This is a genomic window from Sphingomonas sp. S2-65, assembly GCF_021513175.1.
GTDB lineage: Bacteria > Pseudomonadota > Alphaproteobacteria > Sphingomonadales > Sphingomonadaceae > Sphingomonas.
On sequence record NZ_CP090953.1, the window covers coordinates 1,810,737 to 1,837,611 of the forward strand.

Genomic DNA, 26,875 nt, shown 5'->3' on the forward strand with positions numbered 1-26,875 from the left:
CAGATGAGACGGATAGCGGTCTAGGCTCCGGCGCCCTTCCTCAGTTTACACCCCCCCCCCCGGTCACCAGCGGTCCCGCTTCTCTTCGCGTTGCTTCCAGCCATCGTGGCACGGCTTGCAGAGCGTCCAGAGGTTGAGGATGTCCCAGAACAGCGCCTCGACACCACGATGCGGGCGCTTGTGGTCGGCCACCAGTTGCGACGTGTCCGCTTCGATCTTGCCGCAGCGCTGACAGGTGAACAGGTCGCGCAACAGCACGGCCATTCGCAGCTTCTGCCACGCGGCAGTCTTGTACCACTTCCGCCATGGCTGTTCGTCCCGAACCTGATCGCGCTCCTGCCGCGTGAGTGGCGCGGGCGCATGCTTCGACCGAAGCGGCTTCAGCCTGGGCACCAGCCCTTTGAGCCTGCCCAAGTGGATGATCCTGAAAACGGCAACGGGCGCCGAGACCGAAGTCGCGACGCCCGTTGCAGGTGGTTCGGAGAGGGGGAGTTACTCGCTGCGCCGTGTCCGAAGGCCCGTCCCAGCGTGTCAACAAATAGGCCCAAAACACCCGATAGGCGAACAGGGAAAAGTTGCAGCGTCGCACTTTTATGGGGTTGACGCGAAACCCCGTGGATTTCCGCCATTCAGCCGCGCAGCCACGCCCGACAGCGCCCGCGCGTACCGCATGCGCAGCCCGTCCGAGCCGCGCGCCAGTCCCATCGGCCGCAGCAGCCGGCGCCACGACACCTCCCGCTTACCCGCCGCAAGCTGCACCAGCGCCAGCCCCACCAGCTTGCGCTCGGCAGGCGCAACCGAGTCGAGCCAACCGAACGCTTCCTCCATCTCGCCCATGTCCCGCCGCGTCAGCGCCGCAGGCCGGATCGCCACGTCCGAGCTGGAGCCATCGCCGCCGCGCGCATCATAGTCGCCCGCTGCCTGCTCGCGCAGCACCTCGGGCCAGGTGGACCGCACCTGCTGCCATGCCCGCTCGCGGTCGGGATGGCGCCAGCAGGTGATCACCGCCTCCACAAGCCGCTCCTGCACCGCCTCGAATGTCCACGCCGCACCCGGAAGGGCCTGTCCTTCCACCGGAAACCGCTCGGAACCACTCTGCCCTTCCATGTCGTCCTGCCCTTCGCCTGCCGTAAGAGGCGGATTTCCGCCGTTTCTGTTGTTGCTGATCATGCTGAATATTCAGATCGGAAGGGTTGGAAGGATAATTGAAGGTATTGATCGTGCGCGCATGCGCACACGCACAGGTGAGGCAGCGGTTAGCTTTGCCATTCCATCCCTTCCAAACCCGCACAAAACCGCCATTTTCACCCTTCCAACTCGCCTTCCGACCGGAACCCCGAACCCTTCCGAATGCCGCCTAGAATGGCACGTCCTCGTCATCCCATCGCCGCGGAGGGTCAGAGCCCCCGTCATAGCCATCGTCTGGCGCCGAGGGCCGCGAGCCGTCCGCGTCGCCCGTCGCCTCGGCGAAGTCTGCCACCGATTTGGTCAGGCGGATGTCGAGCCACTGCATGCCGTCCGACTGCTTCTTTTCGAACCCGCGGTCCTCCATGGCCCGGCTGAAGCCCACAGGCTGCCACTCGGCCGCACCCGTCGCCTTGCACCAGGCATTGAACACCGCCAGCAGCACCGACGACTTGGTCTTTTTGCCGTCCTCCTGCACCGTGCAGTCGCTCAGGAAGCGGCCCAGCTGGTCGCTCTGCTCGCGATACTTGGCCGTGGCCGCGACGACGCTCTCAGGCTCGATCAGCCCGTTTTCGCGCCAGTCGAGCAGCCCCTCCAGCATCCGGTTGAACAGCCCCGACGCTTCCTTGCGCAGCTTGGCCGGCAGATCGCGGTCGATGTCCTCTATCGCGATCTGCACTTCCCACGGCACCAGCATCACGCGCCGCCAGATGCCGTCGTCATGGCCGGTGATCTTGGGCTTGTGGTTGCCCGACACCGTCACCTTGAAGCTCGGCAGGAAGGTGAAGAACCCCTTGTTCAGGTAACGCGCGGTGATCTCTTCGCCGCCGGTGATCAGCTTGATCAGCGCCTCGGCCAACTTCGCGCCCTTCTCCGGCTCCGACGTGCGCAGGAAGCGGATGCCGGGAAGGCGCGCCAGATCGGGCGTGGCGTCCCCGCCCTTCCGGCCCTTGCCCTGGTCGAGGAACGTCTCGATGCCGACCGACCCGCCATAATCGCCCGCGACATACGCCCAAGCGTCGACCAGCGTGGACTTACCGTTGCGGCCCTTGCCATGGAAGAACGCCAGCTTCTGCTCGCCGATGTCGCCGGTCAGGCTCAGCCCGCCCCACTGGTGCAGGAATCGCCGCATCTTGGCGTCCGGCTGCACCGTGTCGAGGAAGCCGTCATAGTCGGCGCACGCGGCCGCGGGATCGAACACGACGTTCGCGATCTTGCTGATCAGATCCTCCGGCCGGTGCGGGTGCAGCACCGTGCCCCATCGCTTTCCGGTGGTGATCGGCTTCAGCACGCCCTCGACCGACACCCACCGCTTGCCCTCCTGCGTCAGCCGCAGCGTGCCGTTCAGCACGTTGATCGCCATGCGGTCGCGGTCCATTGCGTCGGCCAGGATCGCCAGTTCCCCGAACGCCTTGGCCAGGTTGGCGATGCAGCCCATGCGCCCCGCACTTTCGCTTGCCTTGGCATGCTGGGCTAGCAACTCGCTGTAGAGGACGGCCACTTTGTTATCGCCGCTCCCCTTCCATGCCGCGACGAAGTCCAAGCCGCCTTCCTCGCCGCCCAGGTCCGGCCGCAGCCCACTGTCGCGCACGACTTCCGCTTCGTTCCGGATCGCCCGCACCGTGGCATAGACGGCCAGGCTCACCGGCCCCGGCACCTTGTCCTTTTCCTCGCTCAGCAGCTCCCAGCGCCGATTGTCCCAGATGAACCACCCGAGTTCGTTGCAGAAGCGGAAGCGCCACCCGTGCCGCGCCCTGAACCGTTCGGCATTGCCCAGATCGGTCAGCGGGAAGAACGCGCAGACGGGATCGCGCTCGGCATCGGCGTCGGCAGTGATGCGCCCCCCGACCCCCTCAGCATTGCCGAGGCTCACGCTTCCAGATTGGAAGGACGCGGATATATCGACTTCCTCCCCCTCGTGGGGGTCCGGGGGCCGGAAGTCGTCGGCGTCGTCGGAATAGGCCTCCAGCGGCGCGGACGGCGGTGGAGAAGATGCGGCCCGGCCGCTGTCGCGGCCGCGTGCCCTTGTGTGAGCGCCGATGGCGCTCAGGTCCCTAGGCTTGGCGATGCCGTTGTTCAGCCCGTTCTCCACCGCGCCCGCGTGCGCGGGATAGGCAGCGGGATCGAAGCCCCGGATCGTGTCGAGCAGCGCGGCACGCACCATCGATTCGGACAGCGCCCCGGCGCCCACGAACTGGCCCAGGTTGAACGCAGCCCAATAGGCGCCCTGATTGCGTCCGCCATGTCGCCCGCCGCCCTTGGGCGTGCCGGCCAGCTCGTCCAGTTCCTCGGCCATTGCCTTCAGCGCATAGGCGCGGTGCGCCTGGTCGACATCAGCCACGAAGCGCGGTTCGTGGATCGCCCGCGGCGCCTGCTCGGCCACAGCGCGGGCTGGCGGGGAACGCAGGATCTCGACCAGCTGCTCGGGCATGTCGATCACCGGCGCGTCATCATCGCCCCGCAGCCAGCGATACGGCACGGGCGGATTGCTCCCGTCGCCCTCGAACATGCTGGGCGGCAGGATCACATATCCACCCAGCCCCCGCACATCGATATGCTTGGGCAGGTTGCCACGGTTCCCGATCGGCTCGCCCTCGGGCATCCGGTAATAGAGGTGGACGCCCCCGGAAGGCGTCCGTACCGCCAGCCCCACCGGCAGCGCGCAACCCATCTGCGCCTCAAGCTCGGCCTTCAATTCCTCGAGCGTGTATTCGCGAACGTCGATCACCTCGCCGGTGTCTTCGTCGCACAGTTCCTCGATGCGCGGATCGAAGTCGATCACGATCATGCCGGCGCGGCCAACAGACACGCCGATCATCGCGCGCGGCCATTTCCGCCACCACGCGCGGATCGTCGCTTCATCGGTGGTCGCCTTGGACACGCCACCCGTGCCGCGGATCGCGGCCCCCGTGTCTGGATCCTTGTCCATCGCGACCAGCGGCCGCTTGTTGTTCGGACTGCACGGAAACACGGGCCAACCCCGCGCCGCGTAATGGAGCGCCGCATCCAGCAGCGACGCGAAAGCAACGGGCGAAGCCACGTCAGGAACCCCCTCAATTCAGTTGTCGGCAGACGATCAGCACCTGGTCTGCCAGCAGGTTAGGGCGCGGCGTGTGCCCGCCGCTGCTGAACCTAGAACGGCACGTCATCGTCCAGATCGTCGGGGAAGCCGCCGCCATAGCCGCCGCCCGCCGACCCGCCGGCACCACTGCCACGATCATCGCCGCCCCGATCGCCGGCAACGCCACCACCGCGATCGTTGTTCGAGCCGTCGAGCATCGTCAGCACCGAGTTGAAGCCCTGGAGCGTGACCTCGGTCGAGTAGCGGTCGTTACCTGCGGGTCCTGCCATTTCCGGGTCCTGCCATTTCCGGGTCGTCAGCTTGCCCTCGATATAGACCTTGCTGCCCTTGCGCAGGAACCGCTCGGCCACGTTGGCCAGACCTTCGTTGAAGATCTTGACTGTGTGCCACTCGGTCTTTTCCTTGCGCTCGCCCGTCGTGCGGTCCTTCCACGTCTCGGACGTGGCGATGCGCAGCTCGACCACCTTGCCGCCATTCTGGAACGACCGGCTCTCGGGATCGCGCCCGAGATTGCCGACCAGGATGACCTTGTTGACGCCACTCATACTCCGCACATCCCTTCGCATTCGAGTTGGAAGCCGAGCTGATCGCTGTCCGCTTCGTCGATCGGCGCTTCGGAAAGCGGCATCAGCGATGGGTGCATGTATTCTTCGCCGCGCATCTTCCCGTTGCTGCCCAGTCGCAGCTGACGATCCATTTCGCAGGCGTCCGCCCAATCCTCGGGCTCATTGTCCCGCATGTCGCGCCACATCGCATTGCTGTGGAAAGGGCAGCCGATGCAGCTGGATTTCGGCGCCGACCACTGCCGCTCGGCCAACCAGCGTTCGCAATCGCGCCGGCTCATGCCCGCCTCGATTAGCGGCCACCGGTTACGCAGGAACAGCTGCCGCGCCGGCTTCATCCTTTCGATTTCATCGGTCGAAATGCCGACCCAGACTTCGACGGAACCAGGCACAATCCGCTCACGCCCCGGCGCACCCACCAGCTCGCGAATCTTCTTCGTAATTGGCGCGAGCTTGTATTCCTTCGTGCATTGCCGCCGACCCATGCCCGCCGTGCCGTCCGGGTTGCGGATGAACCAGGGCACGGCTGCAAACCTGCCGCCGGTCGTGTTCCGCCGGTCGAAAATGCTTTGACGGATGCTGCCGGCGGTCACGTCGAATACGGGGAACCGCAGCTGCGTGCGAAGCCATGCGAGGTGCTTTCGAACCTTGCGCGGCTCCCACTGCGTATCGGCGAAGATCGCGCAGTCGGGTAACGGACCCACGTCACCGCCCGACGACGCCAGCGCCAGCACCGTGCTTTGCACGCCCGCGCCTAGCGAAAGCACCCGCAGCTTTGGCTCCGCCAGCGGCGCCGACAGGGTTGGCCATAGGTTCGGCCAGAGATAGCTCACGCCATTGCGCTCCGGATCGCCGCCAGCTTCGCCTCGGCGACATCCGCACGCGCAACCGCCGCATCGACCTCGCTCCGGTCGACCTGCCGCGCCTCGGCATCGGCCACGCGCCGGATCAGATCGCCGACCACTGCATCCAGGCTCCCGCCATGCGCGGTCAGCAGTTCGATCAGCGGGGACTGCTGCGCGGGCGCCTCCACCCGCATGCCGGTCATGACCAGCTCCAGCGCCGCCTGCCCCAGGCTGATGTCGTCGGTTTCCGACCGCGCTTCGATAGCCTTCAGCACGTCGCCGCCGACCTTGAAGCTCACTTGCCGGCGCTCGAACACGCCGCCGCTATCGCTGCCTGCCACATCATCCTCCACTGTCTCGGGTTCGGGCAACGGCACCGGCTGCCGCGCCGCATAATTCGGGCGGCGGCCGTCGCGGCAGTAGCCGCACAGCCCGTCCACCAGACGCGGCATGTCCTCGCCGCAATTGTCGCACTCGCCGGCCACGCCGGCCGGGATCGCCGGCGTCACGCGCTGGAGGCTTCGCGCCAGGTGCTGCTGCTCGATGTCGTTCGCGATGTCGGCAATGTCCGCCATCGTCAGACCCCCATGACCCGGCGGTACATGTCGATCAGCGCGTCGCCTTCGTCGCGCTGATGCTTCTCAGCCCTCAAAAGCTTGCGCAGCGCGCGCATTGTCGGAACGTCGAAGCCGGTCGACTTGGCCTCACCATAGACGTCCTTGATGTCGTCGCTGATGCCCTTCTTCTCTTCCTCCAGCCGGTCGATCCGCTCCATGTAGAGCCGCAGCGCCTGCTCCGAGATGTTGTCGCCAAGCCCGCGCTCGGCATCCTCGCCTTCGCCGTCAGCGGTAGGCGGGGCTTCGCGGACATAGACGACGTGCCCGCCGGCGTGCCGCCGAGCCACCCAGCCCGCCGCCACGATGGCCTTGGCGATCGCCTTGTGCGACGGCCCGGCCGAGCGGATATGGTCCGGCAGCTCCCGCTCGGCCTGCGCCAGCTCGATCTCGTCACGCCCGACCAGCAGCGCGCCCACGGCAGCCGTAACCATCATGTCGAGCGTTTTGCGGGCACCACTCATGCGGACCTCCAACGCAGTTTCCAGCCGCGCCCGAACATCTTGCGACGCCGCTCCACGAGCCTCAGCTGGACCGCGAAGAAGAGCCGAAGCTGTGGACGATCCAGACCGGCAAGTACCTTCTCTTCAGAGGTCCAGAACAGCGGACACGTCCGCACGACCACCGAAGCGGCGAGCATTTCCTCCTCCAACAGGTTTCGCGCTAGCGTCACTGCTTTGCCGCGCGCGCTTGGTCGATCCACTCGCGGATCAGCGGCTCGTCCCGGAAAACCCGGTCTAGCTGCATCTCGGCCTCGGCGATGTCGCCCGAGCGGATCGCCCGCGCCAGTTCCATCACCTGTGTCTTGTCCAGAACCCGCGCCGGCTCCTCAAGGAAGCGGTGTTCCATGCGGCCTTCAGTGGTGGCGCCGCAGCTGCCGCAGCTCACGGGCGCGTCGAAACGGTTGGTCTGCATCGGCTCTCTCCTCAGATTCGCATGGGCATGACGACGGCGAGCAGGTCGGCGTCTTTGTCGGAGGTGATCCGGATCGGGTTGGCCGGGCCGGACACCCACAGGGTGAGCTTGGCGCTGTCAGCGAAGATCGATCCGGCGATCACCGCAAAGCGGTGATTGACGCCGAACTCCACCGGCACGCCCCGAAAATCAGCGTCCAGAACCTCCTGCGCCTGCGCTCCGGTGCTGTCCTTGCCCCGAACTTCGCAGCCCTCTTCGCCTTCCTTCAGGTAGAAGCCGAGCGCCCGCACCTTGGTCTTTTCGCCCTCGGCATTTAGCACCGAGGCGACGCCCTGCACGGGCTCCAGAAAAGCGGAGCGCGCCAGGTCCAGCCTGCCCCCCTCTTCCGGAGGAATGACGCGCGTGTAATCGGGAAAGCTGCCGTCCACGACCTTCGACAGGAACCGCGTAGAGCCGAGTTCAAAGCCGATGGCGTCAGCCGTGATTTCAATGCCGATCTCGCCGCTCCCGTCCTTGCCGAGCAGCTTGCGCAAATGGGCAACCGCCTTATCCGGCACGATGGTGTCGGGCATTTCCTCGGCACCATCGGGAACCGCCACGTCGGCGCGGATCAGGCGTAGCCCGTCGGTCGCCGCCGCGAACAGACGATTGGCGGCCACATGCAGGAACACGCCTTTCAGATAGTAGCGCGTGTCCTCGATCGACATCGCGCCAGAGGTGGCATCCAGCAAGCGGGCGAGCGATGCGCCAGGCATGCGAAAATTGATCGCATTCTCCAGCGCGGCGCGCTTGGGGAAATCCTTCGCAGGAAGCGTCGGGAGCGAGCGCTTGCCCCGCCCTTGTTTCAGCACCAATTGGCCACGATCCTCGACGCTCAGCGTGATCTTGCCCGGCTTTAAGCTGGTTACAGCCGCGACCAGCTTGCTTGAATCAGTGGTGATCTGAAGCTCACCCGCTGCCTCGACCCGCGATGTCGCCTGAAGGTCCAGGTCCGTGCCGGTGATCGACAGCGCGCCTGCCTCCGCGATCAGCAGCACGTTGGCGAGGATTGGAATCGTCTGCCGGCTTTGCACCACGTCGGCCACCTGTCGCAGCGCGCCCAACAGCGCGTCGCGCTCCACTTCAATCTTCATCGAACCCACCCCGTTGTTTCGCCCGTCGCCACGATCCGGACTCGGCGCAGCGTCGGCGCGGCGCATCCCGCCACGTCGATCAGGCCCGCCTCGACCATGGCTTCCAGGGCCGGTTTCACTTCGCCGCGCTCGATCCCGGCGCGCTCGGCCAATTGCTTGTCGGTTGGGCACGGCCGTTTGAACCGCGCCGCCCGCGCCAGCAGCGCGAACAGCGCGTCGATCGCAGCGGGCGAGGCATGCGCCGGCTCGGCCAGCGGCGACGGCGCGGCAGGCGCGATCCATGGCCGCGCCGTCCGGCGCACAACATAGTTCCGCTCGACGCCTGCCTGGATCACCCGCTGGAACGGCAGCACCAGCCCCTCGGCATGGAGTGCCCGCACCTTGGCGGCGGTCGGCGACTTGGCCGGCAGGACGCCGAACCAGCGGCTGCCATAGACCAGCTCGTCACCCGGGCGCGCCGCTTCCACCCACGCTGCCACGCGCTCGGCAGGCAAGGCGATGTTGCGCGCCTCGTCCATGCCGGAACCCGATGCCAGGGAGAGGAAAGCGGCGGCGCCCTCCATGATCACTGCACGCTGCCGGGCCGCGGGCGCGCACGAAAGGCTGGGGCATGCGCCCAGGGACGCTGGCTGCGCCGCGACCAGTCCTCCGGCAGCACCGCGCCCCCCGTCGCCGCGGCGATCCGCTGCGCAGCGTCGTCTTCGGGCTCGATCTCGCCCAGCACGACCCGCTCCAGCCGGTCGACGCCCAGGCCGGACAGTAGCGCCACCCGGTTGGCGGAGGCGAGCAGATCGCGCTGCTCCAGCAGCCACCACACCAGCCGGTGTGCGCCCACGCTCGGATTAGGTGGGTCGCCCGCTTCAAGCATGACGACGGCCAGCGGTGCCGGAACCATGGTCTGGTGCAGCATCAACGATCTCCCATGATGGTGGCGAGTTGAAGGTCGAGCGCGGCCAGCACGGCCTGCGCCTCCTGAACCTGGACGCGAGCGGCGGCGGCTTCCTCGGCGGACACGCTGCCATCGGCCAGCGCCGTGCAGATCGCCGTGGCGATGTCGCCATGTTCCTTTGCGAGGCGCCCGACCGACCCGAGCAGATCCTCGCGCTGGGCGCCGCCACGCGGCAGCGCCACGAAGGTGCCGCCCATCTGCTGGCACAGCCAGCGCGTGACATGCGGCCAGCCTTCGCGCTCCCGCGCGAGCGGCTCCAGGTCGGCGACCACGTCGACCGGCAGCCAGCGGTCGGGGCAGTTCACATTCTGCGCATCGCCCAGCACGCTCTTGCCGACCCGGCAGAAGCCCGCGCCGGCCTCAAGCCCGCCAACGCCCTTGATCAGCTCCTGCGTGGCCAGCTTGCCTGCGATCTTTTCGGGCTTCATGCTGCGCAGCCTTCGCTTGACCCCGTTGCGCGGACCTGCCCTTCGGCTACACTCCTGCGATTGAGGGAGAGGATCGGCCAACCATGCAGCACAGTCCGGGAGAAAGTTGGGTCCCCGTCCGCGCAGATTGCGGACACGAGTTCGATGTAACGGTCACTGGGCACGACCCGCACACGATGGAGTTCACTTGCCCCACCTGCGGCGCCGTCGATCGGTTCACGCCGGAACAGGCTGACCAAATCGTCGCCCAGTACGAGGCCGCTGTCGAAAGCATCAACGAGGCGCTGCGCGACGCGGTCAGAGACATGGACCGCCGCTCCTAGCGACGCGATTGACTGAAGAGCGGCGTCGAGCCCGACCGTTTCGAGCTTCAGCGGGCCAGTCACCACGCTCATGCCAGCACCTGCGCCGCGGAAACTTCGTCCGCCTTTCCGCATGACGCTTCGTCCGCCGATGCGGTATCGCCGTCAGCATGATCAGCACCGCAACCCGCCTCCGCATCCTTAGCATCCATGTAGGCTTTGACCCGGTGCAGCGTGCCCAGGTTGGGGATGCGACCGTTGCGCATGCTCTCGATGAGCTGCGGCTCACGCGTCGCTTCACGCCCGAACCGCGTCGGCGCCATGTTGCCATGTCGCTCCAGAAAGCGATCGATGGACGCTAGTATCTCGGGGATCGTTGGCAGTTCCATGGCTGCGCTGAGTACGTCAGCGCGCGCTGACATTGCAAGCACATTTTGTCAGCCCATGCTGAAATCGACCGAAACGCCCCTGTCAGCTAGAACTGACATCATGGCAAGCGATCCAATTACCCTGTTTGACCGCCTTATGGCTGTGAAGCCGGATGGCCTCTCCATGAATGCCTGGGCCACGGGAGCGCAGGTGAATCGGAGTATCTTCGCTGACATCAAGAAGCGGGACGCTGCGCACCCCGACACCGTCGACAAGCTGCTCGACTTTATCGGGCTCACAAAGGCGGAGTTTCATGCGGGGGTAAAGCAGGAGCAGAAAGAAGCTCCATCGGCAGTTGTGCGGGCGCCTCGCCTTGCCTTTCGTGGTGATGATCGCCCGCGCGACATTCCCATCGTTGGCACCGCGGAATGCGCCGACATCGACTTCGAAGCGGATGGTGGTGTGAGCATCCCCGTGGAGACACTTGAACTCGATATGGCTGATGTAGTCGACTACGCGCGCCGCCCCGTCTCTCTCGACAACCGGCGCGATGTGTATGCGATCTACTTTCGCGGACATTCGATGGCGCCACGCTACGAACCTGGCGAAATCGGGTACGTCGACCCGATGCGCCCAGCGCGCCCCCGCGACTACGTGATCGTCCAGCTCCGCCGCGGCGAGGGAGAGGATGCTGACCGCACCGTGGTTGCGATGGCAAAGAGGCTGGTGAAGCAGTCGGCGAGCTTCATCGAGCTGGAGCAATTCAATCCAGCCGCAACCTTCAGGATCGACCGTAAGCGCGTAGCGCACATCCACCGGATCATACCTTGGGACGAACTGGTCGCATTCTGACAATGTTAGCATGCGCTAACAAAACCGTTTGACTGTCAGCGTGCGCTGAATGTAAGCGTGCTTCCGCTAACACGGAGGCACCAATGGCCACGCACTTTCGCGACGCACGAACCCTTCACATCGAAGCCGACAAGCGGAGACCCTTCGCCGTAGCAGGGCAGCGCACGGCAAGCGCCAGTCGCCTCCCCCGCCCCAGCCGCATCATGGTGGAGGCAATCGCCTCCGGCGCCCTGATCGCCGCGCTCTTCATCGCGGCCATGGCGGTGGCGGCATGAATATCACCGTCGTTCATTGCGGCGTAGCGTTCGACCGCGGCGATCTGGCAACCGAAAAAGCCGACGACTGGGACGACCTGACGCCCGAGTTCAAGCGCGAAATGCTTCGTGAGCTGCGCGGGTATGATCGGCAGCAGCGTTGGGCGGCTTTCCGCATGCTGTGGGGCCCCGCCATCAAAGATCGCCCCCTTGACTGTCGGAAGGGCTGGACAGTCTATGATGGCTACGTCCGCCAGCGCGGCGAGGAATGGACGTTCTGGCGCGCGCTGGTGGCCAGCGGCTCGCTGCTGATCAATCGCCGGCACACCCAGCGACAAGTCGACCGCCACATAGCTCGCACCGGGCGCAGCTACATCCCATCACTGGAACTTGGTTTTTGGGACAGCCGCAGCGACGGCTACGGCTACAGCTATGCCTACCTCCACCTCTACCCATGGGGCAGGATCTCGGTAGGCACGGATGGCGAGAGCCTGATGTGACCGAGGCTCCCCCGCCCTTCTACAACCGCTGGCACGGTCTAGCGGCGACCGCCGCGCAGCTGCTCGCCCGCCGTCGGGAGGGCGACGCCAGGCGCGTGGAAGCCGGCGAGATCACGCAGGCCGAGGCCGACGACCGTTCGCGGATCATGGGCGCCCTCGCTACCATGTGGCGCGCCGTCGTCGACCAAGCCGAGGCTCCCAAGCTCGACGCCTACCATGCAGAGATCCGCAACGACCTGCTGACACTCGCCTTCGACACGAAGCACCGCGCGGCGGCACGCCCCGACGACACCGCCCTTCAGCGCCTCGCCACCTACGCCGCGGCGCTGAAGTGGAACCACCGCCCCTGCCTGCCCGGGCACGATCTGCCGTGGATCCTGCACGTCCACGCCGCCAACCTCGCCATGCGCCCCGCGCCCGTAGAGCAGAGGCAGGCCGCCTGATGGCCACCCGCCTCGCCTCCAGCTTCCCCGCTCGCCCAGCGCCGGAACTGTTCGCGCTTGTGGAAGCGCTTGCGCGCGCCGACGTTGCACGAAAGCATGCCGCGCTCCCCGAATCGAAGGAATTGGACCGTGCGCACGGTCATCTACGCCCGCTACAGCAGCCAGCTTCAGAATAACCGCTCGATCGCCGACCAGCTCGGCGTCTGCCGCGAGCGTGCGGCGCGCGAAGGCTGGACGGTGGTGGCCGAGTTTCAGGACGCGGCGATCAGCGGCGCCGCGGGCATCGACGAAGCGCAGCGCCCCGGCCTGAACGCCCTGCTCGCCACCGTGGAGGCGGGCGGCATCGACCAGGTGCTAACCGACACCACCAGCCGCTTGGCCCGCCACCTAGGCGACACCATTGCCATCCGCGAGCGGTTGGAGTTCGCCGGCTGCCGGCTCTTCACACTGGCCGACGGCGAGGTCGACGACATTACCGGCACCTTCAAGGGCCTGATGGATCAGCGCTTCCGCAAAGATCTGGCGCACAACATCCGCCGGGCGCAGCGCGGCCGCGTCGCCGAGGGCCGCGCACCGGCCGGCCTCGCCTATGGATATAAGAGTGCCAATCGGATCGACGAGCGCGGCATACCTGTTCGAGGCCTGCGCGCGATCGACGACGAAAAGGCGGAGATCGTCCGCCGTATTTTCCGCGAATACGCGGCCGGCCAGAGCCCCAGGGCCATAGCCACGGCGCTGAACGCGGAGGGCATCCCCGGCCCGCGCGGCGGCACCTGGCGCACCTCCACGATCCTCGGCGGACGCAAGCGAACCGATGGCATGCTGAAGAACCGGCTATATCGCGGCGAGCTGGTGGCGCAGCGCACGTCCAAGATCACCAACCCGCGCACCCGCAAGACGGTGATCCGCCCGAATCGGGAGAGCGAATGGGCGGTGCAGCAGGTGCCCGAACTGCGAATCATCGACGAGCCGGTATGGCTTGCCGTGCAGGCCGAGCTGGAAAGCCGGTCGGGCACGCCGTTCCAATTGCAGCCGCGCCCGAAGCACCTGCTCTCAGGCCTCGGCCGCTGCGGTGTGTGCGGCCGATCGTGGGTCAAGGTGAACGTGTCGCAGTGGGAGTGCTCCCGCTCGCGCGACGGCGCCTGCACCAACCGGCGGAGCATCACCTCGGCTCGATACGAACGCGAAGTGCTGGGCAGGCTGGAAACCGAACTGCTCCACCCTGACCTGGTCGACCACTATGTGAGGACTTGGCATCGCGAGAACGCGAAGCGCTCTGCGGAGAGCGCCAGCCGCCGCGCTTCGATCGAACGCCGCCACGCCGAAGCGGACAGGAAGGTGAAACGCCTCGTTGCGTTCATCGCCGATGGTGACGGGGATTTCGCCGAGATGCGTACTGCGCTAGCGGCGGCGAGGACCGACAGAGACCGTGCCAGCGCAGAGCTAACCGAGATCGACGCCCCGCGCGTGGTCGCACTGCACACTGGTCTTGCCGACGACTATCGCCGACAGGTCGCCGCGCTGGCCGAGGCTCTTGCGGGCGATGAGGAAGCACGCCGCAACGCGATGCCGCAGCTTCGTGCTCTTGTCGATCGGATCGAGTTGCACCCAGCCGAAGGCCCGCGCGGCGTCACCGTGAAAGTGTTCGGACGGCTTCAGGAGATACTGCGGCTTGCCGGCACCCCGCTCCCTGTGGATCGAGTGGCGACTGTGAGCCAGAGGGCCTAACCTACCTCGACGCCGTCGATCTCGACGAACCACTCTGCAGCCCTCTTGAGGGCATTCTTCTGACCCTTGCTTGAAATACCCCAAACCTCCCCGTGATAAGGGTTAGCGGGCAAACCGTCGACTTCCGGAATAGGATTATAGCCGACCTTCAGAGAGAGCCCCCGCAGGAAGCCGGCCGAAAACTTCACGGATCCAATCCAACGGGGAGTCGTCACCCACTCTCTGGGATCTCGTCCGTCAGCGACAACGAACGGCAACACGTCAACAGACATGCCACCGTTCGAGCCGGATCCCTGATACGCCAATGACGAGATGCGCCGCTTCCCGTCCTTGTCTCTCGAAACCTGAAGCTCGGAGATACGGCGGATTACAACGTCAGCGTCATCAATGTCTGTATGATCGTGGGGAGTAACAGCCCCGGCCGCATCACGCGGCGGAGGCGTGGGCAAGAGCAGGCTCCGTCACTTCACGAACCCACCGAGCAACATCGGTGAAGTCGTTCGTGAGTGAGACTTCGTTTCCTTCATAATCCCCAGCCGGCGCGAACCAAGCGCCGACATTGTTTGGGCTCCTCACGTGAAGCTCAAGATCACCGTTTTCGGTGTGCCACTCAATCTGCAAATCACCCGCCGTTCCAGGGATGATCTGAGGCGCCGGAGCGTCTTCTTGGCAGATGTTTTCGAGCATATTTAGGGCAAAATGAGCAGTGTCGAAGCTGACCGGACGCGCACGATAGCCGTCCCAACCTCGCGGCAATGCTGCAAGCTCGTTCAACTTCCGCGTAACTTCGCGAGCCCAGTCCCGGCGCGGCGTAGACACAACAACACGAGCCCCTCCCGAGACGAAGGAGCTAGGGAACTCTCTCACGTTCCCCCAGACGAAATTCGATCGCTCGCGCATTACTTCCGATCCCAAAGCTTGTGCGCTTTGTCTGTCGTTATAGCGGTAAATTCATTCACTATCACTTCTCGGCCAGCCGTCAAATGCCCAACCGCTCCGGCAATACCTGGTTCCGACGGAGCTCCGCGATAGGTCAGGTTGAGAATGCCTACGACCTCGCCGGCGGCGTTCTGCCCAATGTTAGTTTCGACATGCAGACGGCCTGTAGGCTTCCCATCCCTACCAGGAACGATGCGCCGATAGCGGATCTGTGCAGCTTCGGGAGCTAGGTGGGCGAGGTTCACAATGCTGAGGTAGTCATCTAATCCGGAGAATTCACCAGGCTGGCCGAGCGGAAAATGATTGATGTAACCGATCTCGGCTTGTGTGATCTCGATTTTTTGCGGCCAAAGCTCCCCGAAGTATCGCTCCAGGGCTTCGGCCTCCCGCTCGAAGGCTGCAATCATGCTCTCGAAGCGCGGGTAGGGTCGATCAACGTCCTCGCGCTTACGCCAGTTGTGGAACAGCCGGTCACTCTGAAACTGGATTAACTCGTCACCTCGCGAATTCAGAAACCAGAAGCGATCATGCTGCGCGCCCTGAATCAACTGGAACTCAGAGGTATGAATCTGAAGAGGTCCAAAAGTCTCGAACGTCGGAGGCAAAGCCTGCTGCTCCTCGACGGCCGGGTAATCCGCACGATAGAGATTCCAAACCTCGCCAGCACGAATTTGTTGATACCCTTCAGCCTCACGGAACTGAATGCCGAGGACCGCCTCATTCAAAGGGGGCGATCCGAAGTCAGGCAAGTGCGCGGGCCGCGTCATCGAATCTCCGGTCGGCTATAGGTGCCCAGCCTATTATAGGGCGGCTCCCGTCATGCTACAAAAATTTGCCGATGCCTACCTTGCCCCACCCAAATGGATCGACCCGCCGTCGACAACCGTGATGAATGATGATGCCTGATGCAACACGATTCCCGTTACCCGCTCCACCGACCTGGAACCGATGACCGCTGACCCCGCACCGCTGGCGCTCTACGTCCACTGGCCGTTCTGCGTGTCGAAATGCCCCTATTGCGACTTCAACAGCCATGTCCGCGAGACCGTCGACCAGGAACTGTGGCGCGCGGCATTGCTGGCCGATCTGGCGCATGAGGCCGCGTTGCTCCCCGGTCGACGGCTGGGATCGATCTTCTTCGGGGGCGGCACACCGTCGCTGATGCCCCCCGAAACCGTTGCGGCGATCATCGATGCCGCAGCCGGGCATTGGCGGTTCGAGCCGGATATCGAGATCACACTGGAGGCCAATCCCTCGTCAGTGGAGGCGTCGCGCTTTGCCGATATCGGCCGGGCCGGCGTGAATCGCGTGTCGCTGGGGTTGCAGGCGCTGGACGACACTGCGCTGCGCTTCCTGGATCGCGCGCATGGCGTGGCGGAGGGACTGGCGGCGCTGGACACCGCGCAAGCCGTGTTCGAGCGCGTAAGCTTCGACCTGATCTATGCGCGGCCGACGCAGACGCTTGCCGATTGGCAGGCGGAACTGGCACGGGCGCTCAGCTTCGGGACCGAGCATCTTTCGCTGTATCAGCTCACGATCGAGCCGGGGACGCGCTTCGCCACGCTGTTCGAAAAGGGCGAGCTTGCCGCCTATGATTCCGACGAGGCCGCGGATCTGTTCGAGGCGACGCGGGCGATGACGGCGGCGGCGGGACTGCCGGCCTATGAGATCTCCAACCACGCCCGGCCGGGGGCGGAGAGCCGGCACAACCTCACCTACTGGCGCTATGGCGATTATGCCGGCATCGGCCCGGGCGCGCACGGCCGGCGCGGCGGCGTGGCGAGCCTGCGCCGCAAAAAGCCGGAGAACTGGCTGACGGCAGTCCAGCGCAACGGCCACGGCATCGAACGCGAGGATCCGCTGGTGCCGCACGAGCGCGGCGTGGAAGCGCTGCTGATGGGCCTGCGGCTGGGCGAAGGCGTCGATCTGACCCGGATCGCCGCGCTGGCGGGCGGCGAGCTGCCGCTGGACGGGCACGCGCTTGCCGGGATGGCGCGGCAGGGGCTGGTCGTACACGACGCGGAGCGGCTGCGCGTGACCGACGCCGGGATGCCGGTGCTCGAAGCGATCTTGCGCGCGTTGGTGGTGGCTTAGGGTTCCTGGTTAGTTGCGGGTGTTGCTGGGATGTTCCTCAAGCTTCGTTGCTTGTGGAACATGCAGGGTCGAACATGCGGGCATGTTCGACCCTCCTCCACCACCGCCTTTGGCGGCGGTCCCCCTTCCCCGCTGACGCGGTGGCGGTGTTGATGGCCTGTTCCTCCCTCGCTTCAGCGAGGGAGGGTTTCAGAGGATCAGTTGCCGGTGAAGCCGGTGGGCGCCGGCGACACGGTGGCGGTGGTGCCGCCGCGGATCTCCTGGACCTCGAGCGCGCGTTCGGCGACGCCGTCACGGCCGAAGCGGAAGGCCCCGTCCAGGCCGGAGAAGCCGTCGCGGTCGGTGAGGCGGCGTTCGGGGAACTCCGAGCCGGGACGCCAGTCGCGCGCGACGCGGATGGTCAGCAGCACCGCGTCATAGCCGAGCGTCGACAGGCGATACGGCGCGGCGCCGAAGCGGGCGCGGTACTTGCCGGCATATTGGCGGTAATAATTGTCGGGCACGCTGGCGAACCAGGCGCCGTTGAGCGCAGTGCGCGCGCCGACACTGGAATCGGTGTTCCAGAGTTCGGTGCCGAGCACGCGCGCGGTCTTGCCGCTGGCCGAGCGGCGGACGAGCGGCACCGCGGCGACCGCGCTGTCGGCGGCACCGGCGATCAGGATCGCCTGAAACGGCGAGCGGCCGATCTTGGCGACGGCGCTGGTCATCGAACCGGGGCGCGCCTCATAGGTCTCCATCGCCAACACCCTGCCGCCCGCGCTTTCCACGGTGCGCAAAAAGGCAGTGGAGGCACGATTGCCATAGGTGCCGGCCGGCATCAGCCCGGCGAAATCGGTGATGCCGCTCTTGCGGGCATAGTCGACCACGCGCTCGATCGACTGCGAGGGCGAATAGCCAAGAATATAGGTGCCGTTGCCGGCCGCGGTCGCGTCGTTCGAGAAGCTGAGCACCGGCACGCGCGCCTGGCGGGCGATCGGCGCCACCGCGCGCGCATCCTCGGCAAGCAGCGGGCCGAGAATCAGACGGTTGCCCTCGGCGATCGCCTGCTCCGCGGCGCTCGCGGCGCCGCCTGGGCCGGCGGTATCATAGGTGGTGATGCGCAGATCGTCGTTGCGCGCGTCGAGGATCGCGAGCTGCGTGGCGTTCTGGAGCGAGCGGCCGACGCCGGCATTCGAGCCGCTGAGCGGCACGAGCAGCGCGATGCGGTGACGCTCGGTGTCCTGCGGCAGGCCCGGCTCGATCGGGCGTGGCGCCACCGGCCGCGGCCTTTCGACCGGCGGCGGTACACGCGCGGGCTCCGGCGCGTTTCGTGGTGCTACGCAAGCGGCCACCAGCATCGTCGCTGCGAGCGTGGCGGATCGTACCAAGTTCCAAACCGCACGTTGCGGTACCCCATTGCCGTCTGCCATGAACTTCCCCGATGACTTCTGTTCTCGCGCCCGGCCTCTATATCGTGGCCACTCCGATCGGCAATCTCGGCGACCTTTCGCCGCGCGCGTCTGAAATACTGTTGAGCGCCGATATCGTTGCGGTCGAGGACTCGCGTGTGACAGCGGGACTCTTCCGGCACCTGGGCGCCAAGGGGCGGATGATTCCGTATCACGACCACAATGCCGACGGGGTGCGGCCCGGGCTGGTGGCACGCATGGCGACCGAGGCGGTGGCTTTGGTGTCGGACGCGGGGACGCCGCTGATCTCCGATCCCGGGTTCAAGCTGGTGCGCGACGCGCGGGCTGCCGGGCATGCGGTGACGACGATTCCCGGCCCCTGCGCGGCGGTGGCGGCACTGACGCTGGCGGGGCTGCCGACCGACCGGTTCCTGTTCATCGGCTTCCTGCCGCCCAAGGCTCAGGCCAAGGCCGAGGCGATCGCCGAAGTCGCGGCGATCCGGGCGACGCTGGTGCTGTACGAATCGGGCCCCAGGCTGGCCGCCACGCTGGGCGCACTGGCGCAGGGGCTGGGCGACCGCGAGGCGGCGGTGGCGCGCGAGATCACCAAGAAGTTCGAGGAATGCGTGACGGGCACGCTGTCGCAGCTCGCTGCCCGCTATGCCGAGGCGCCGCCCAAGGGCGAGATCGTGCTGGTGGTTGCCCCCCCGGGCGAAGCACCCCCTGCCAGCGAAGACGATGCCGACGCGGCACTGACCGAAGCGCTGACGCGGCTACCCCCCGCAAAGGCCGCGGGTGAAGTCGCGAAGAAGCTGGGGCTCGACCGCAGGGCGCTGTATACCCGCGCCCTGGCGATAAAGCCCTAGGCCAGCTGCGCCTGGTGCGCGGTGACCGAGTCCAGCAGGAACCGCTCGTCCGAGCCGGTAAGCTCGGCCAGGCGGCGGACATACCCTTCGGCCAGCTCGCGACGGCGCTGCTTGGCACCCTCGGTCACCGCCAGGCGTGCGGCCGTCATCTCCTGAATGGCGCGACGACGATAATAACGTTCGTTGGATTCCATGGCTTCGACACCCCCCGGTGGCGATAAGCGACCCGACTCATTTCGGTTCGGTCGCAACAGGTCTAATCCAGGTTATCCACAGCTGGCGAGTCCTTGCAGATGAGACGAGCAAAACCTGCGGCAAGAGACCGGAAAGACGCCGAAAACCGCGGCCGCGACGGAGAAAGACGGGCTGCATGGTGGTTGTGGCTCAAAGGATGGAAGATCCTCGACCGCCGGGTGCGCACGCCGGCGGGCGAAGTCGACCTGGTGGTGCGCAAGGGTAAGCTGATCGCGTTTGTGGAAGTGAAGACGCGCGCAACCGCGGCGGACCTGGACTTCGCCATCGACGAACGGCGATTGGCGCGGGTGGCGGCAGCCGCCGAATATCTGATGCCGCGCTACGCTTTGGCCGGCGAGGACATTCGAGTCGACGTGATCCTGATTGCCCCGCGCACGCCGCCTCGTCATATCGAGAATGCCTGGATCGGGTGACTTGGTTCGTTACGTCACCCGGATGTCCTGAAGGAGGCCGAATGTCGCTTGTCGTTGCCGTGCAGATGGACCCGCTTAAGGACATCAACATCGCCGGGGATTCGACCTTCGCGCTGATGCTGTCGGCACAGGCGCGCGGGCACCGGCTGTTCCATTACCGTGCCGAGGATCTCAATTACTCGGACGGCCGGGTCTGGACGCAGGCGCATCCGGTGACGGTGCAGCGGGTCGAGGGCGATCACTTCGCCTTTGCCGAAGCGGTGAAGCTAGACCTGGGCGAGGAAGCCGATGTCGTGCTGATGCGCCAGGACCCGCCCTTCGACCTCGGCTACATCACTGCGACGCATCTGCTCGAGCGGATCGCGCACAAGACGCTGGTGGTGAACGATCCGGCCAGCGTGCGGAACGCGCCCGAGAAGATCTTCGTGCTCGATTATGCGCGCTTCATGCCGCCGACGCTGATCACCCGCAGTCTGGACGAGGCGCGGGCGTTCCTGGCCGAGCATGACGAGATCGTGATCAAGCCGCTGCACGGCAATGGCGGCAAGGCGATCTTCAAGGTCGGCCGCGACGGCGCGAACCTGTCGGCGCTGATCGAAGTGTTCAACACCGGCTATCGCGAGCCGCACATGGTGCAGGCGTTCCTGCCCTCGGTGGCGCAGGGCGACAAGCGCATCGTGCTGGTCGACGGCGAAGTGGCCGGGGCGATCAACCGCATTCCGGGCGAAGGCGAGATCCGGTCGAACCTGGCGGTGGGCGGATCGGCGGCCAAGACCGAGCTGACGCCGCGCGAGCAGGAGATCTGCGCGGCGATGGGGCCCGAGCTCAAGAAGCGCGGGCTGCTGTTCGTCGGCATCGACGTGATCGGCGGCGAATGGCTGACCGAGATCAACGTCACCTCCCCCACCGGCATCGTCGCGATCGACAAGTTCAACGGCACCGACACCGGCGGCGTGATCTGGGACGCGATCGAGCGCCGCGTCGCCGCCATGGCGCGCTGAGCCACGCATCATGACCGGATGGCTGGACTGGGGCTATTGGGGCATCTTTGCCTTGATGATGCTCGAGAACGTGGTGCCGCCGATCCCGTCGGAGGCGATCATGGGCATGGCGGGAATCGCCGTGGCCAAGGGCAAGCTGGACCTGGTCGGCGTGATCGCGGTCGGCACGCTGGGCACGCTGGTCGGCAACCTGTTCTGGTGGGAGATCGGGCGGCGGCTGGGCTACGAGCGCTTGCAGCCGCTGGTGGCGCGCTGGGGCCGCTGGCTGACCCTGGAATGGGACGATGTCGAGAAGCTGCACCGCTATTTCGACCGGTGGGGCGGGATCACCGTATTCGTGTTCCGCTTCCTGCCGTTCGGGCGGACGGTGATCTCGATCCCCGCGGGCATGATGCACATGCCGTTCTGGCGATTTTCGCTGTTCACCTGTGCCGGCAGCCTGTTGTGGAACTGCCTGCTGGTATCGGTGGGCATGGGGCTGGACACGCATATCGCCGATATCGAGCGGTTCATCCTGCCGGTGCTGATCGGCTTCGCTGCGCTGGGCGTGGGCGGCTATCTGTGGCGGATCGCGACGTGGAAGCCGCGGGCGCAGCGCTAGGCGCGCGGATGCGCGTTGCGGTAGACGTCGAGCAGGTGGGCGGCGTCGACGGCGGTGTAGATCTGCGTCGAGCTCAAACTGGCATGGCCGAGCAGTTCCTGGAGCGCGCGCAGATCGGCGCCGCGGCCCAGCAGATGGGTGGCGAAGCTGTGGCGCAGCGCGTGGGGGGTAGTGCGTTCCGACAGGCCGAGCGTGGTGCGGGCGGCCTGGACCGACTTGCGGATGATACCCGGGGATAAGGGCCCGCCCTTGGCGCCGCGGAACAGCGGAGCGTCGCGGCCAAGCGCATAGGGGCACGCCTCTGCATAGGCTTCGATCGCGGCGCGGACCTGGGGGAGCAGCGGCACCAGGCGGGTCTTGTTGCGCTTGCCGGTGACCGACAGGGTCTCGGCGAGCGGCAGGATCGCGGCGGTGAGGCCCACTGCCTCGCCGATGCGCAAGCCGGCGCCGTAGAGCAGCAGCAGCACCGCCCAGTCGCGCGCGGCGATCCAGGGTTCGCGGGCATCTTCCGACACGGTTTCGGCCAGCGCGACGGCTTCGGCCGGCGAGATCGGGCGGGGTACCCCCTTCTTCACGCGCGGGCCGCGCAGGCGGGGGAGTTCGGCGCCATCGCCCGCCGCGAATTTGAGAAAGCCGCGCACTGCCGAGAGTTCGCGCGCGGCGGAGGCATTGGACAGGCCTTGGTTCCGGCGGTGGGCGAGAAAGGCACGGAGGTCGGCCGGGGTGATCTTCGCCAAAGCCTCGCGCGTTACCGGCCCGCCCCAGTGTGACTGGAGGAAGGCGAGCAGGCGGATCGCAGTGGCTTCATAGGCACGCACCGTGTGAACCGAGCGCCGGCGATCGCGGGCGAGGTGCTGGGCGTAGAGGAGAGGGAGGGGTGTGGTCACGCCTGTGGCTTACTCGATCCTCCCCCGGAGGGGGAGGTGGCACGCAAAGCGTGACGGAGGGGTAGTCTCCACAAGCATATCGCTCGTGGCCAATACCCCTCCACCACCGCCTAGCGGCGGCGGTCCCCCTCCCCCTCCGGGGGAGGATCTGAAAGCGCCGCTTTGGCCGAGGTCAGGCGATGGTCTGGCCGGTTTTGGCCCAGTCGGCGAGGAAGCCTTCGATGCCCTTGTCGGTCAGCGGGTGCTTGACCAGTTGCTTGATGACCGATGGCGGTGCGGTCATCACGTCGGCGCCGATCTTGGCGGCCTGGAGGATGTGGATCGGGTGGCGCACGCTCGCGACCAGGATCTGGGTGTCGAAATCATAATTGTCGTAGATCAGGCGGATGTCCTCGATCAGGTCCATGCCGTCGAAGCCGACATCGTCGTGGCGGCCGACGAAGGGCGAGACGAAGGTCGCACCGGCCTTGGCGGCGAGCAGCGCCTGGTTGGCCGAGAAGCACAGCGTGACGTTGACCATCGTGCCGTCGTCGGTGAGCGCCTTGCAGGTCTTGAGGCCGTCGATGGTCAGCGGAACCTTGACCGCCACGTTGTCGGCGATCTTCCGGACGATCTCGGCTTCCTTCATCATCGTCTCATAGTCGAGCGCGACGACTTCGGCCGAGACCGGCATGCCCGGCACGATCCCGCAGATCTCCGCGACCACTTCGAGGAAGTTGCGGCCCGCCTTGTGGATCAGCGACGGATTGGTGGTCACGCCGTCGAGCAGCCCGGCATCGGCCAGCTCGCGAATGTCGTTGGTGTCGGCGGTGTCGGCGAAGAACTTCATGGTCGGATCCTCGGATCAGCAGGAATCAGTAGCGCACCAGCATCAGCCGCGCGCGCGTTCCCTTAAGCCGCGAGACGGTCACGCGATAGGTGCCGGGTTGCAGCCGGTAGCGGACGATCTTGCGGATGGTCGAACATTGCGGGCCGTTGCCGAGCGCGGCGTAGGCCAGCGGCTTGCCGCGGCCGCGCGCCACATCGATCCAGCCGGCCTGATCCAGCGCGATGCCGAAAGTCCCGCCCTTGCGTATTTGGAGCGTGGTGGTGAGGCCGTGGTCCCTTCCGGCGTTCAGCGTAACAGCATGGCGGGTATCGAGGCCGCGTCCGGTGCGCGTCCACCCACGCAGCGGCTGCGGCAGCGCCGCATCATAGGTCCGGCACGGTGCAGGCGTGAGGCTAAGTGCGAGTGCAGTCAGGAACATCGTTACCCTCCCCGGTTGGCTTCCACGGCGTACCGGCGCCCCTGCGGTCGGCAACGCCGAGAAGTCCGCACTTTTGTGACATCATCCCACCGCACATGCTAGGGCGCGGTGTCGAACCGGGAGCTGACCGCCTTGCGCCTGCCCATCCTTGCCGTCGCCCTGTCGCTGCTGCCCTTGGCGGCGCAGGCCCAGAGCGAAGACGCGCAGCTCTGGACGCAGACCAACGTCAATGTCGGGCTGGGCGACGACACCCGCGTCACGCTGGAGGGGATCGCACGCTGGAGCGACCGGCAGGACGGCCTGTTCCACACCGAACTGGGCGGGATCGTCAGCCACAAGCTTTCAAAGCATGTCGAGATCGGAATCGGCTATCGCCATGTCGCGGGGTATGGCGGCAACACCGCCGACGACGAGAACCGGCTGCGCCAGTATGTCGTGCTCAACTTCGGACGGATCACGGCGCGTTTCCGAATCGATGAGCGCTTCCACCCCGATGGGAACGAGATCGGGGTGCGGATCCGCCCCCTGCTGCGCTACAATCATCCGCTCGCCAGGAACGTCGCGCTGTTCGCCAGCCATGAAAGCTTCTTCATGGCGAACACCACGCAGTGGGGCCAGCGCGCCGGCTATGACCGGATGCGCAACCTGATCGGCGTCACGCTGCCGCTGGTGAAGGACGTGTCCGCGGATATCGGCTATCTCAACCAATACCGGTTCGCCCGCGGCGGCGCCGGGGCGCAGATGGACCATGCGCTTTCGCTGACGCTGACCGTGAACCTCTGAAGGGGATTCCGTCGCGGCGGAAAATGCCCATATGGGAAGCAATGCCCGGCAACCGCGCCCGTGTCCTCGTGCTGCATCCAGCCCTTGGCCCGCTCGACTATCGTGTGCCCCACGGCATGCAGGTCGAGCCGGGGTCGATCGTCGTCGCGCCGATCGGGCCCCGGCAATATGCCGGGGTGGTGTGGGAGCCCGAGCGGCTGCCCACCGAGGAGGTGGGCGACAACCGGTTGCGCAACCTGCTTTCGGTCGCCGACGCGCCGCCGCTTACCGCCGCCGTTCGGCGGCTGGTGGAGTGGACCGCCAATTACTATCTGGCGCCGCTATCGTCGGTGCTGCGCATGGCGCTGTCGTCGACCGCCGCGTTCGAGAACGCGCCGACGATCGTCGAGTATCGCGCCACCGGCGTGGTACCCGACCGCATGACTCCGCAGCGCGAACAGGCGCTGGAGCGGATCGGCGACCGGCAGGGGCTGGTGCGCGAGCTTGCCACGATCGCCGACGTATCGGAGGCTGTGATCCGGGGCTTGTGCAAGCTGGGCGCGATCGAGGCGGTGACGGTGGATACCGACTCGCCCTACCCCCTCCCCGACCCGAACTTCGCCCCGCCCGTGCTGAGCAAGGAACAGATCGACGTCTCGTCGATCCTGCGCCAGGCGGTGGGCGCCGAGGCGTTCCAGCCGTTCCTGCTCGACGGCGTAACCGGATCGGGCAAGACCGAAGTGTATTTCGAAGCCGTGGCGGCGGCGCTCGCGGCGGGCAAGCAGACCCTGGTGCTGCTGCCCGAGATCGCGCTGACCGAGCCGTTCCTCACCCGCTTCGCCAAGCGGTTCGGGTGCGAGCCGATCGCCTGGCATTCGGGGCTGCGCACGTCGCAGCGGCGGCGCGCTTGGCGGGCGATCGCACGCGGCGAGGCGATGGTGACCGTGGGCGCGCGTTCGGCGCTGTTCCTGCCCTATCGCAACCTTGGCCTGATCGTCGTCGACGAGGCGCACGAGACCAGCTTCAAGCAGGAAGACGGCGTCCACTATCATGCCCGCGACGTGGCGGTGATGCGCGGCAAGTTCGAAAGCTGCCCGGTGGTGCTCGCCTCTGCCACTCCGGCGATCGAGACACGGCATCAGGTCGAGCTTGGGCGCTATGAAGAGTTGAAGCTGCCTGGGCGCTATGGGGTCGCCGAATTGCCCGAGATCGAGGCGATCGACCTGATCCAGTCGCCGCCCGAGCGCGGGCGCTGGCTGGCCCCCAAGCTTGTGCTGGCGATCGACGCCGCGCTGGAGCGCGGCGAGCAGTCGCTGCTGTTCCTCAACCGCCGCGGCTACGCGCCGCTCACCTTGTGCCGCCACTGCGGGCACCGCTTCCAATGCCCGAACTGCACCGCCTGGATGGTCGAGCACCGGCTGATCCGGCGGCTGTCGTGCCACCATTGCGGACACACCGTGCCGACGCCGGAGATCTGCCCCGAGTGCGAAGAGCCCGACAGCCTGGTCGCCTGCGGACCGGGGGTCGAGCGGATCGCCGACGAAGTCGCGGCGCTGTGGCCGCAGGCGAAGACGGCGATCGTCACGTCGGACACCTTGTGGTCGCCGGCCAAGGCAGCCGAGTTCGTCGCGCGCATGGAGCATGGCGATATCGACATCGTCGTGGGCACCCAGCTGGTCACCAAGGGCTACCACTTCCCCAATTTGACGGTGGTGGGCGTGGTGGACGCCGATCTGGGCCTCGACGGCGGCGACTTGCGCGCGGCCGAGCGGACCTTCCAGCAGATCATGCAGGTGTCGGGCCGCGCCGGGCGGGGCGAGAAGCCGGGAACGGTGTTCATCCAGACCCATGCTCCCTACGCGCAGGTCATGCAGGCGCTGGTGTCCGGCGACAGCGAGGCGTTCTACGAAGCCGAGACCGAAGCGCGGCGCGAGGCGGAGGCGCCTCCGTTCGGACGCTATGCCGCGATCATCGTGTCGAGCGAGGACAAGAGCGCGGCCGAGGATGTCGCGCGGATGATCGGTCGGACGGCGCCGCGCATGGACGAGATGCATGTCTATGGCCCCGCCCCCGCGCCGCTGGCGATGCTGCGCGGACGCCACCGGTTCCGGCTGCTGGTGCATGCCCGCCGCGCCTTCGATGTGCAGGACGTGATCCGCGAATGGCTGGGCGGGCTGGAATGGGGCGCCAAGGTGCGGGTCGCGGTGGACGTGGACCCCTATAATTTCCTCTAGCCCTGTCGATTTTCTGCAAGTCGAAC

34 protein-coding genes are annotated in these 26,875 nt (G+C 66.4%); 12 read left to right on the forward strand and 22 right to left on the reverse strand.

Annotated elements, in window-relative coordinates; translation table 11 throughout:
- Window positions 1-63: 63 nt before the first annotated feature.
- From LZ586_RS08540 to LZ586_RS08605, 14 genes are all read right to left on the reverse strand, one after another.
- Complete coding sequence (locus LZ586_RS08540; protein WP_235079506.1) at window positions 64-414, reverse strand: HNH endonuclease; 351 nt, start codon at window positions 412-414, stop codon at window positions 64-66.
- A 177-nt stretch (window positions 415-591) separates the two neighbouring features.
- Window positions 592-1,170 (reverse strand): hypothetical protein, encoded by a 579-nt coding sequence (locus LZ586_RS08545; protein ID WP_235079507.1) that lies wholly within the window; start codon window positions 1,168-1,170, stop codon window positions 592-594.
- 187 nt (window positions 1,171-1,357) lie between these two features.
- A complete protein-coding gene (locus LZ586_RS08550) occupies window positions 1,358-4,225 on the reverse strand; it encodes a phage/plasmid primase, P4 family (RefSeq protein WP_235079508.1) in 2,868 nt (955 codons plus the stop codon).
- A gap of 92 nt (window positions 4,226-4,317) precedes the next feature.
- A complete protein-coding gene (gene ssb, locus LZ586_RS08555; protein ID WP_235079510.1) occupies window positions 4,318-4,812 on the reverse strand; it encodes a single-stranded DNA-binding protein in 495 nt (164 codons plus the stop codon).
- Entirely contained in the window at window positions 4,809-5,663 is an 855-nt protein-coding gene (locus LZ586_RS08560; RefSeq protein WP_235079512.1) for a hypothetical protein, read from the reverse strand. Before LZ586_RS08560 ends, ssb begins: the two co-directional genes overlap by 4 nt.
- Complete coding sequence (locus LZ586_RS08565) at window positions 5,660-6,250, reverse strand: hypothetical protein (RefSeq protein WP_235079518.1); 591 nt, start codon at window positions 6,248-6,250, stop codon at window positions 5,660-5,662. The genes LZ586_RS08560 and LZ586_RS08565 overlap by 4 nt, the downstream gene beginning before the upstream one ends.
- Window positions 6,251-6,252: 2 nt before the next feature.
- Entirely contained in the window at window positions 6,253-6,450 is a 198-nt protein-coding gene (locus LZ586_RS08570; RefSeq protein ID WP_235079764.1) for a DUF2312 domain-containing protein, read from the reverse strand.
- A 508-nt stretch (window positions 6,451-6,958) separates the two neighbouring features.
- Complete coding sequence (locus tag LZ586_RS08575; protein WP_235079520.1) at window positions 6,959-7,204, reverse strand: hypothetical protein; 246 nt, start codon at window positions 7,202-7,204, stop codon at window positions 6,959-6,961.
- An 11-nt stretch (window positions 7,205-7,215) separates the two neighbouring features.
- Window positions 7,216-8,403 carry a DNA polymerase III subunit beta gene (dnaN, locus tag LZ586_RS08580; RefSeq protein WP_235079525.1) on the reverse strand — a complete coding sequence of 396 codons (1,188 nt, stop codon included), beginning with the start codon at window positions 8,401-8,403 and terminating at the stop codon, window positions 7,216-7,218.
- Complete coding sequence (locus LZ586_RS08585; RefSeq protein WP_235079526.1) at window positions 8,334-8,906, reverse strand: hypothetical protein; 573 nt, start codon at window positions 8,904-8,906, stop codon at window positions 8,334-8,336. Before LZ586_RS08585 ends, dnaN begins: the two co-directional genes overlap by 70 nt.
- A complete protein-coding gene (locus LZ586_RS08590; protein ID WP_235079528.1) occupies window positions 8,903-9,247 on the reverse strand; it encodes a hypothetical protein in 345 nt (114 codons plus the stop codon). The genes LZ586_RS08585 and LZ586_RS08590 overlap by 4 nt, the downstream gene beginning before the upstream one ends.
- Window positions 9,247-9,714 carry a phage regulatory CII family protein gene (locus LZ586_RS08595; protein ID WP_235079531.1) on the reverse strand — a complete coding sequence of 156 codons (468 nt, stop codon included), beginning with the start codon at window positions 9,712-9,714 and terminating at the stop codon, window positions 9,247-9,249. The genes LZ586_RS08590 and LZ586_RS08595 overlap by 1 nt, the downstream gene beginning before the upstream one ends.
- Window positions 9,711-10,109, reverse strand: a complete 399-nt coding sequence (locus LZ586_RS08600) for a hypothetical protein (RefSeq protein WP_235079532.1) — start codon at window positions 10,107-10,109, stop codon at window positions 9,711-9,713. Before LZ586_RS08600 ends, LZ586_RS08595 begins: the two co-directional genes overlap by 4 nt.
- Window positions 10,106-10,405: a hypothetical protein gene (locus tag LZ586_RS08605; protein WP_235079534.1), complete on the reverse strand. Its 300-nt coding sequence runs from the start codon at window positions 10,403-10,405 to the stop codon at window positions 10,106-10,108. The genes LZ586_RS08600 and LZ586_RS08605 overlap by 4 nt, the downstream gene beginning before the upstream one ends.
- A gap of 55 nt (window positions 10,406-10,460) precedes the next feature.
- On the opposite strand from LZ586_RS08605, the gene LZ586_RS08610 reads away from it, so the two are divergent.
- The 5 genes from LZ586_RS08610 (at window position 10,461) to LZ586_RS08630 (ending at window position 14,162) form a co-directional block, all read left to right on the forward strand.
- Window positions 10,461-11,237 (forward strand): S24 family peptidase, encoded by a 777-nt coding sequence (locus LZ586_RS08610; protein ID WP_235079535.1) that lies wholly within the window; start codon window positions 10,461-10,463, stop codon window positions 11,235-11,237.
- Window positions 11,238-11,320: 83 nt separating this feature from the next.
- Window positions 11,321-11,512 carry a hypothetical protein gene (locus tag LZ586_RS08615; protein WP_235079537.1) on the forward strand — a complete coding sequence of 64 codons (192 nt, stop codon included), beginning with the start codon at window positions 11,321-11,323 and terminating at the stop codon, window positions 11,510-11,512.
- On the forward strand, window positions 11,509-11,991 hold the full coding sequence (locus LZ586_RS08620) for a hypothetical protein (RefSeq protein WP_235079538.1): 483 nt from the start codon (window positions 11,509-11,511) through the stop codon (window positions 11,989-11,991). The genes LZ586_RS08615 and LZ586_RS08620 overlap by 4 nt, the downstream gene beginning before the upstream one ends.
- Window positions 11,988-12,434 (forward strand): hypothetical protein, encoded by a 447-nt coding sequence (locus LZ586_RS08625; RefSeq protein WP_235079540.1) that lies wholly within the window; start codon window positions 11,988-11,990, stop codon window positions 12,432-12,434. Before LZ586_RS08620 ends, LZ586_RS08625 begins: the two co-directional genes overlap by 4 nt.
- A gap of 129 nt (window positions 12,435-12,563) precedes the next feature.
- Window positions 12,564-14,162 carry a recombinase family protein gene (locus tag LZ586_RS08630; protein ID WP_235079542.1) on the forward strand — a complete coding sequence of 533 codons (1,599 nt, stop codon included), beginning with the start codon at window positions 12,564-12,566 and terminating at the stop codon, window positions 14,160-14,162.
- On the opposite strand, the gene LZ586_RS08635 is transcribed toward LZ586_RS08630, so the two are convergent.
- The 3 genes from LZ586_RS08635 to LZ586_RS08645 all read right to left on the reverse strand — a co-directional run bounded on the left by LZ586_RS08635 (window position 14,159) and on the right by LZ586_RS08645 (window position 15,850).
- Window positions 14,159-14,611: a hypothetical protein gene (locus tag LZ586_RS08635; protein WP_235079543.1), complete on the reverse strand. Its 453-nt coding sequence runs from the start codon at window positions 14,609-14,611 to the stop codon at window positions 14,159-14,161. The genes LZ586_RS08630 and LZ586_RS08635 overlap by 4 nt on opposite strands.
- Window positions 14,589-14,936 carry a hypothetical protein gene (locus LZ586_RS08640; protein ID WP_235079544.1) on the reverse strand — a complete coding sequence of 116 codons (348 nt, stop codon included), beginning with the start codon at window positions 14,934-14,936 and terminating at the stop codon, window positions 14,589-14,591. Before LZ586_RS08640 ends, LZ586_RS08635 begins: the two co-directional genes overlap by 23 nt.
- A gap of 125 nt (window positions 14,937-15,061) precedes the next feature.
- Complete coding sequence (locus tag LZ586_RS08645) at window positions 15,062-15,850, reverse strand: TIGR04255 family protein (RefSeq protein WP_235079546.1); 789 nt, start codon at window positions 15,848-15,850, stop codon at window positions 15,062-15,064.
- Window positions 15,851-16,049: 199 nt separating this feature from the next.
- On the opposite strand from LZ586_RS08645, the gene hemW reads away from it, so the two are divergent.
- Complete coding sequence (gene hemW / locus LZ586_RS08650; RefSeq protein ID WP_235079553.1) at window positions 16,050-17,195, forward strand: radical SAM family heme chaperone HemW; 1,146 nt, start codon at window positions 16,050-16,052, stop codon at window positions 17,193-17,195.
- Between the two features lie 197 nt (window positions 17,196-17,392).
- Here the strand turns inward: hemW and LZ586_RS08655 are convergent, their stop codons facing one another.
- On the reverse strand, window positions 17,393-18,604 hold the full coding sequence (locus LZ586_RS08655; RefSeq protein ID WP_235079555.1) for a penicillin-binding protein activator: 1,212 nt from the start codon (window positions 18,602-18,604) through the stop codon (window positions 17,393-17,395).
- Window positions 18,605-18,615: 11 nt separating this feature from the next.
- Between LZ586_RS08655 and rsmI the strand changes: the two genes are divergently transcribed.
- The gene (rsmI, locus tag LZ586_RS08660; RefSeq protein ID WP_235079556.1) at window positions 18,616-19,449 is read left to right on the forward strand and encodes a 16S rRNA (cytidine(1402)-2'-O)-methyltransferase; all 834 of its coding nucleotides are present in this window, start codon (window positions 18,616-18,618) and stop codon (window positions 19,447-19,449) included.
- Here the strand turns inward: rsmI and LZ586_RS08665 are convergent.
- Entirely contained in the window at window positions 19,446-19,643 is a 198-nt protein-coding gene (locus LZ586_RS08665; RefSeq protein ID WP_235079557.1) for a hypothetical protein, read from the reverse strand. The two genes, rsmI and LZ586_RS08665, sit on opposite strands and share 4 nt — an antisense overlap.
- A 99-nt stretch (window positions 19,644-19,742) precedes the next feature.
- On the opposite strand from LZ586_RS08665, the gene LZ586_RS08670 reads away from it, so the two are divergent.
- Genes LZ586_RS08670 through LZ586_RS08680 form a run of 3 tightly spaced genes read left to right on the forward strand, consistent with a single transcriptional unit; the run spans window position 19,743 to window position 21,719 of the window.
- The gene (locus tag LZ586_RS08670; RefSeq protein ID WP_235079558.1) at window positions 19,743-20,117 is read left to right on the forward strand and encodes a YraN family protein; all 375 of its coding nucleotides are present in this window, start codon (window positions 19,743-19,745) and stop codon (window positions 20,115-20,117) included.
- 41 nt (window positions 20,118-20,158) lie between these two features.
- Window positions 20,159-21,118, forward strand: coding sequence for a glutathione synthase (gene gshB / locus LZ586_RS08675; RefSeq protein ID WP_235079560.1), 960 nt, complete (start codon window positions 20,159-20,161; stop codon window positions 21,116-21,118).
- 10 nt (window positions 21,119-21,128) lie between these two features.
- Window positions 21,129-21,719: a DedA family protein gene (locus LZ586_RS08680; protein WP_235079565.1), complete on the forward strand. Its 591-nt coding sequence runs from the start codon at window positions 21,129-21,131 to the stop codon at window positions 21,717-21,719.
- On the opposite strand, the gene LZ586_RS08685 is transcribed toward LZ586_RS08680, so the two are convergent.
- From LZ586_RS08685 to LZ586_RS08695, 3 genes are all read right to left on the reverse strand, one after another.
- Entirely contained in the window at window positions 21,716-22,606 is an 891-nt protein-coding gene (locus LZ586_RS08685) for a tyrosine recombinase XerC (RefSeq protein ID WP_235079567.1), read from the reverse strand. The genes LZ586_RS08680 and LZ586_RS08685 overlap by 4 nt on opposite strands.
- Window positions 22,607-22,778: 172 nt before the next feature.
- Window positions 22,779-23,435, reverse strand: a complete 657-nt coding sequence (gene fsa, locus LZ586_RS08690) for a fructose-6-phosphate aldolase (RefSeq protein ID WP_235079569.1) — start codon at window positions 23,433-23,435, stop codon at window positions 22,779-22,781.
- Window positions 23,436-23,460: 25 nt separating this feature from the next.
- Window positions 23,461-23,853, reverse strand: coding sequence for a hypothetical protein (locus LZ586_RS08695; protein WP_235079570.1), 393 nt, complete (start codon window positions 23,851-23,853; stop codon window positions 23,461-23,463).
- A 108-nt stretch (window positions 23,854-23,961) separates the two neighbouring features.
- Here LZ586_RS08695 and LZ586_RS08700 point away from each other — a divergent pair, with 108 nt between their 5' ends.
- Together LZ586_RS08700 and LZ586_RS08705 are read left to right on the forward strand one after the other, a co-directional pair.
- A complete protein-coding gene (locus tag LZ586_RS08700) occupies window positions 23,962-24,636 on the forward strand; it encodes a DUF2490 domain-containing protein (protein WP_235079572.1) in 675 nt (224 codons plus the stop codon).
- 41 nt (window positions 24,637-24,677) lie between these two features.
- Window positions 24,678-26,849 (forward strand): primosomal protein N', encoded by a 2,172-nt coding sequence (locus LZ586_RS08705; protein ID WP_235079574.1) that lies wholly within the window; start codon window positions 24,678-24,680, stop codon window positions 26,847-26,849.
- The last annotated feature ends 26 nt before the right edge of the window (window positions 26,850-26,875 follow it).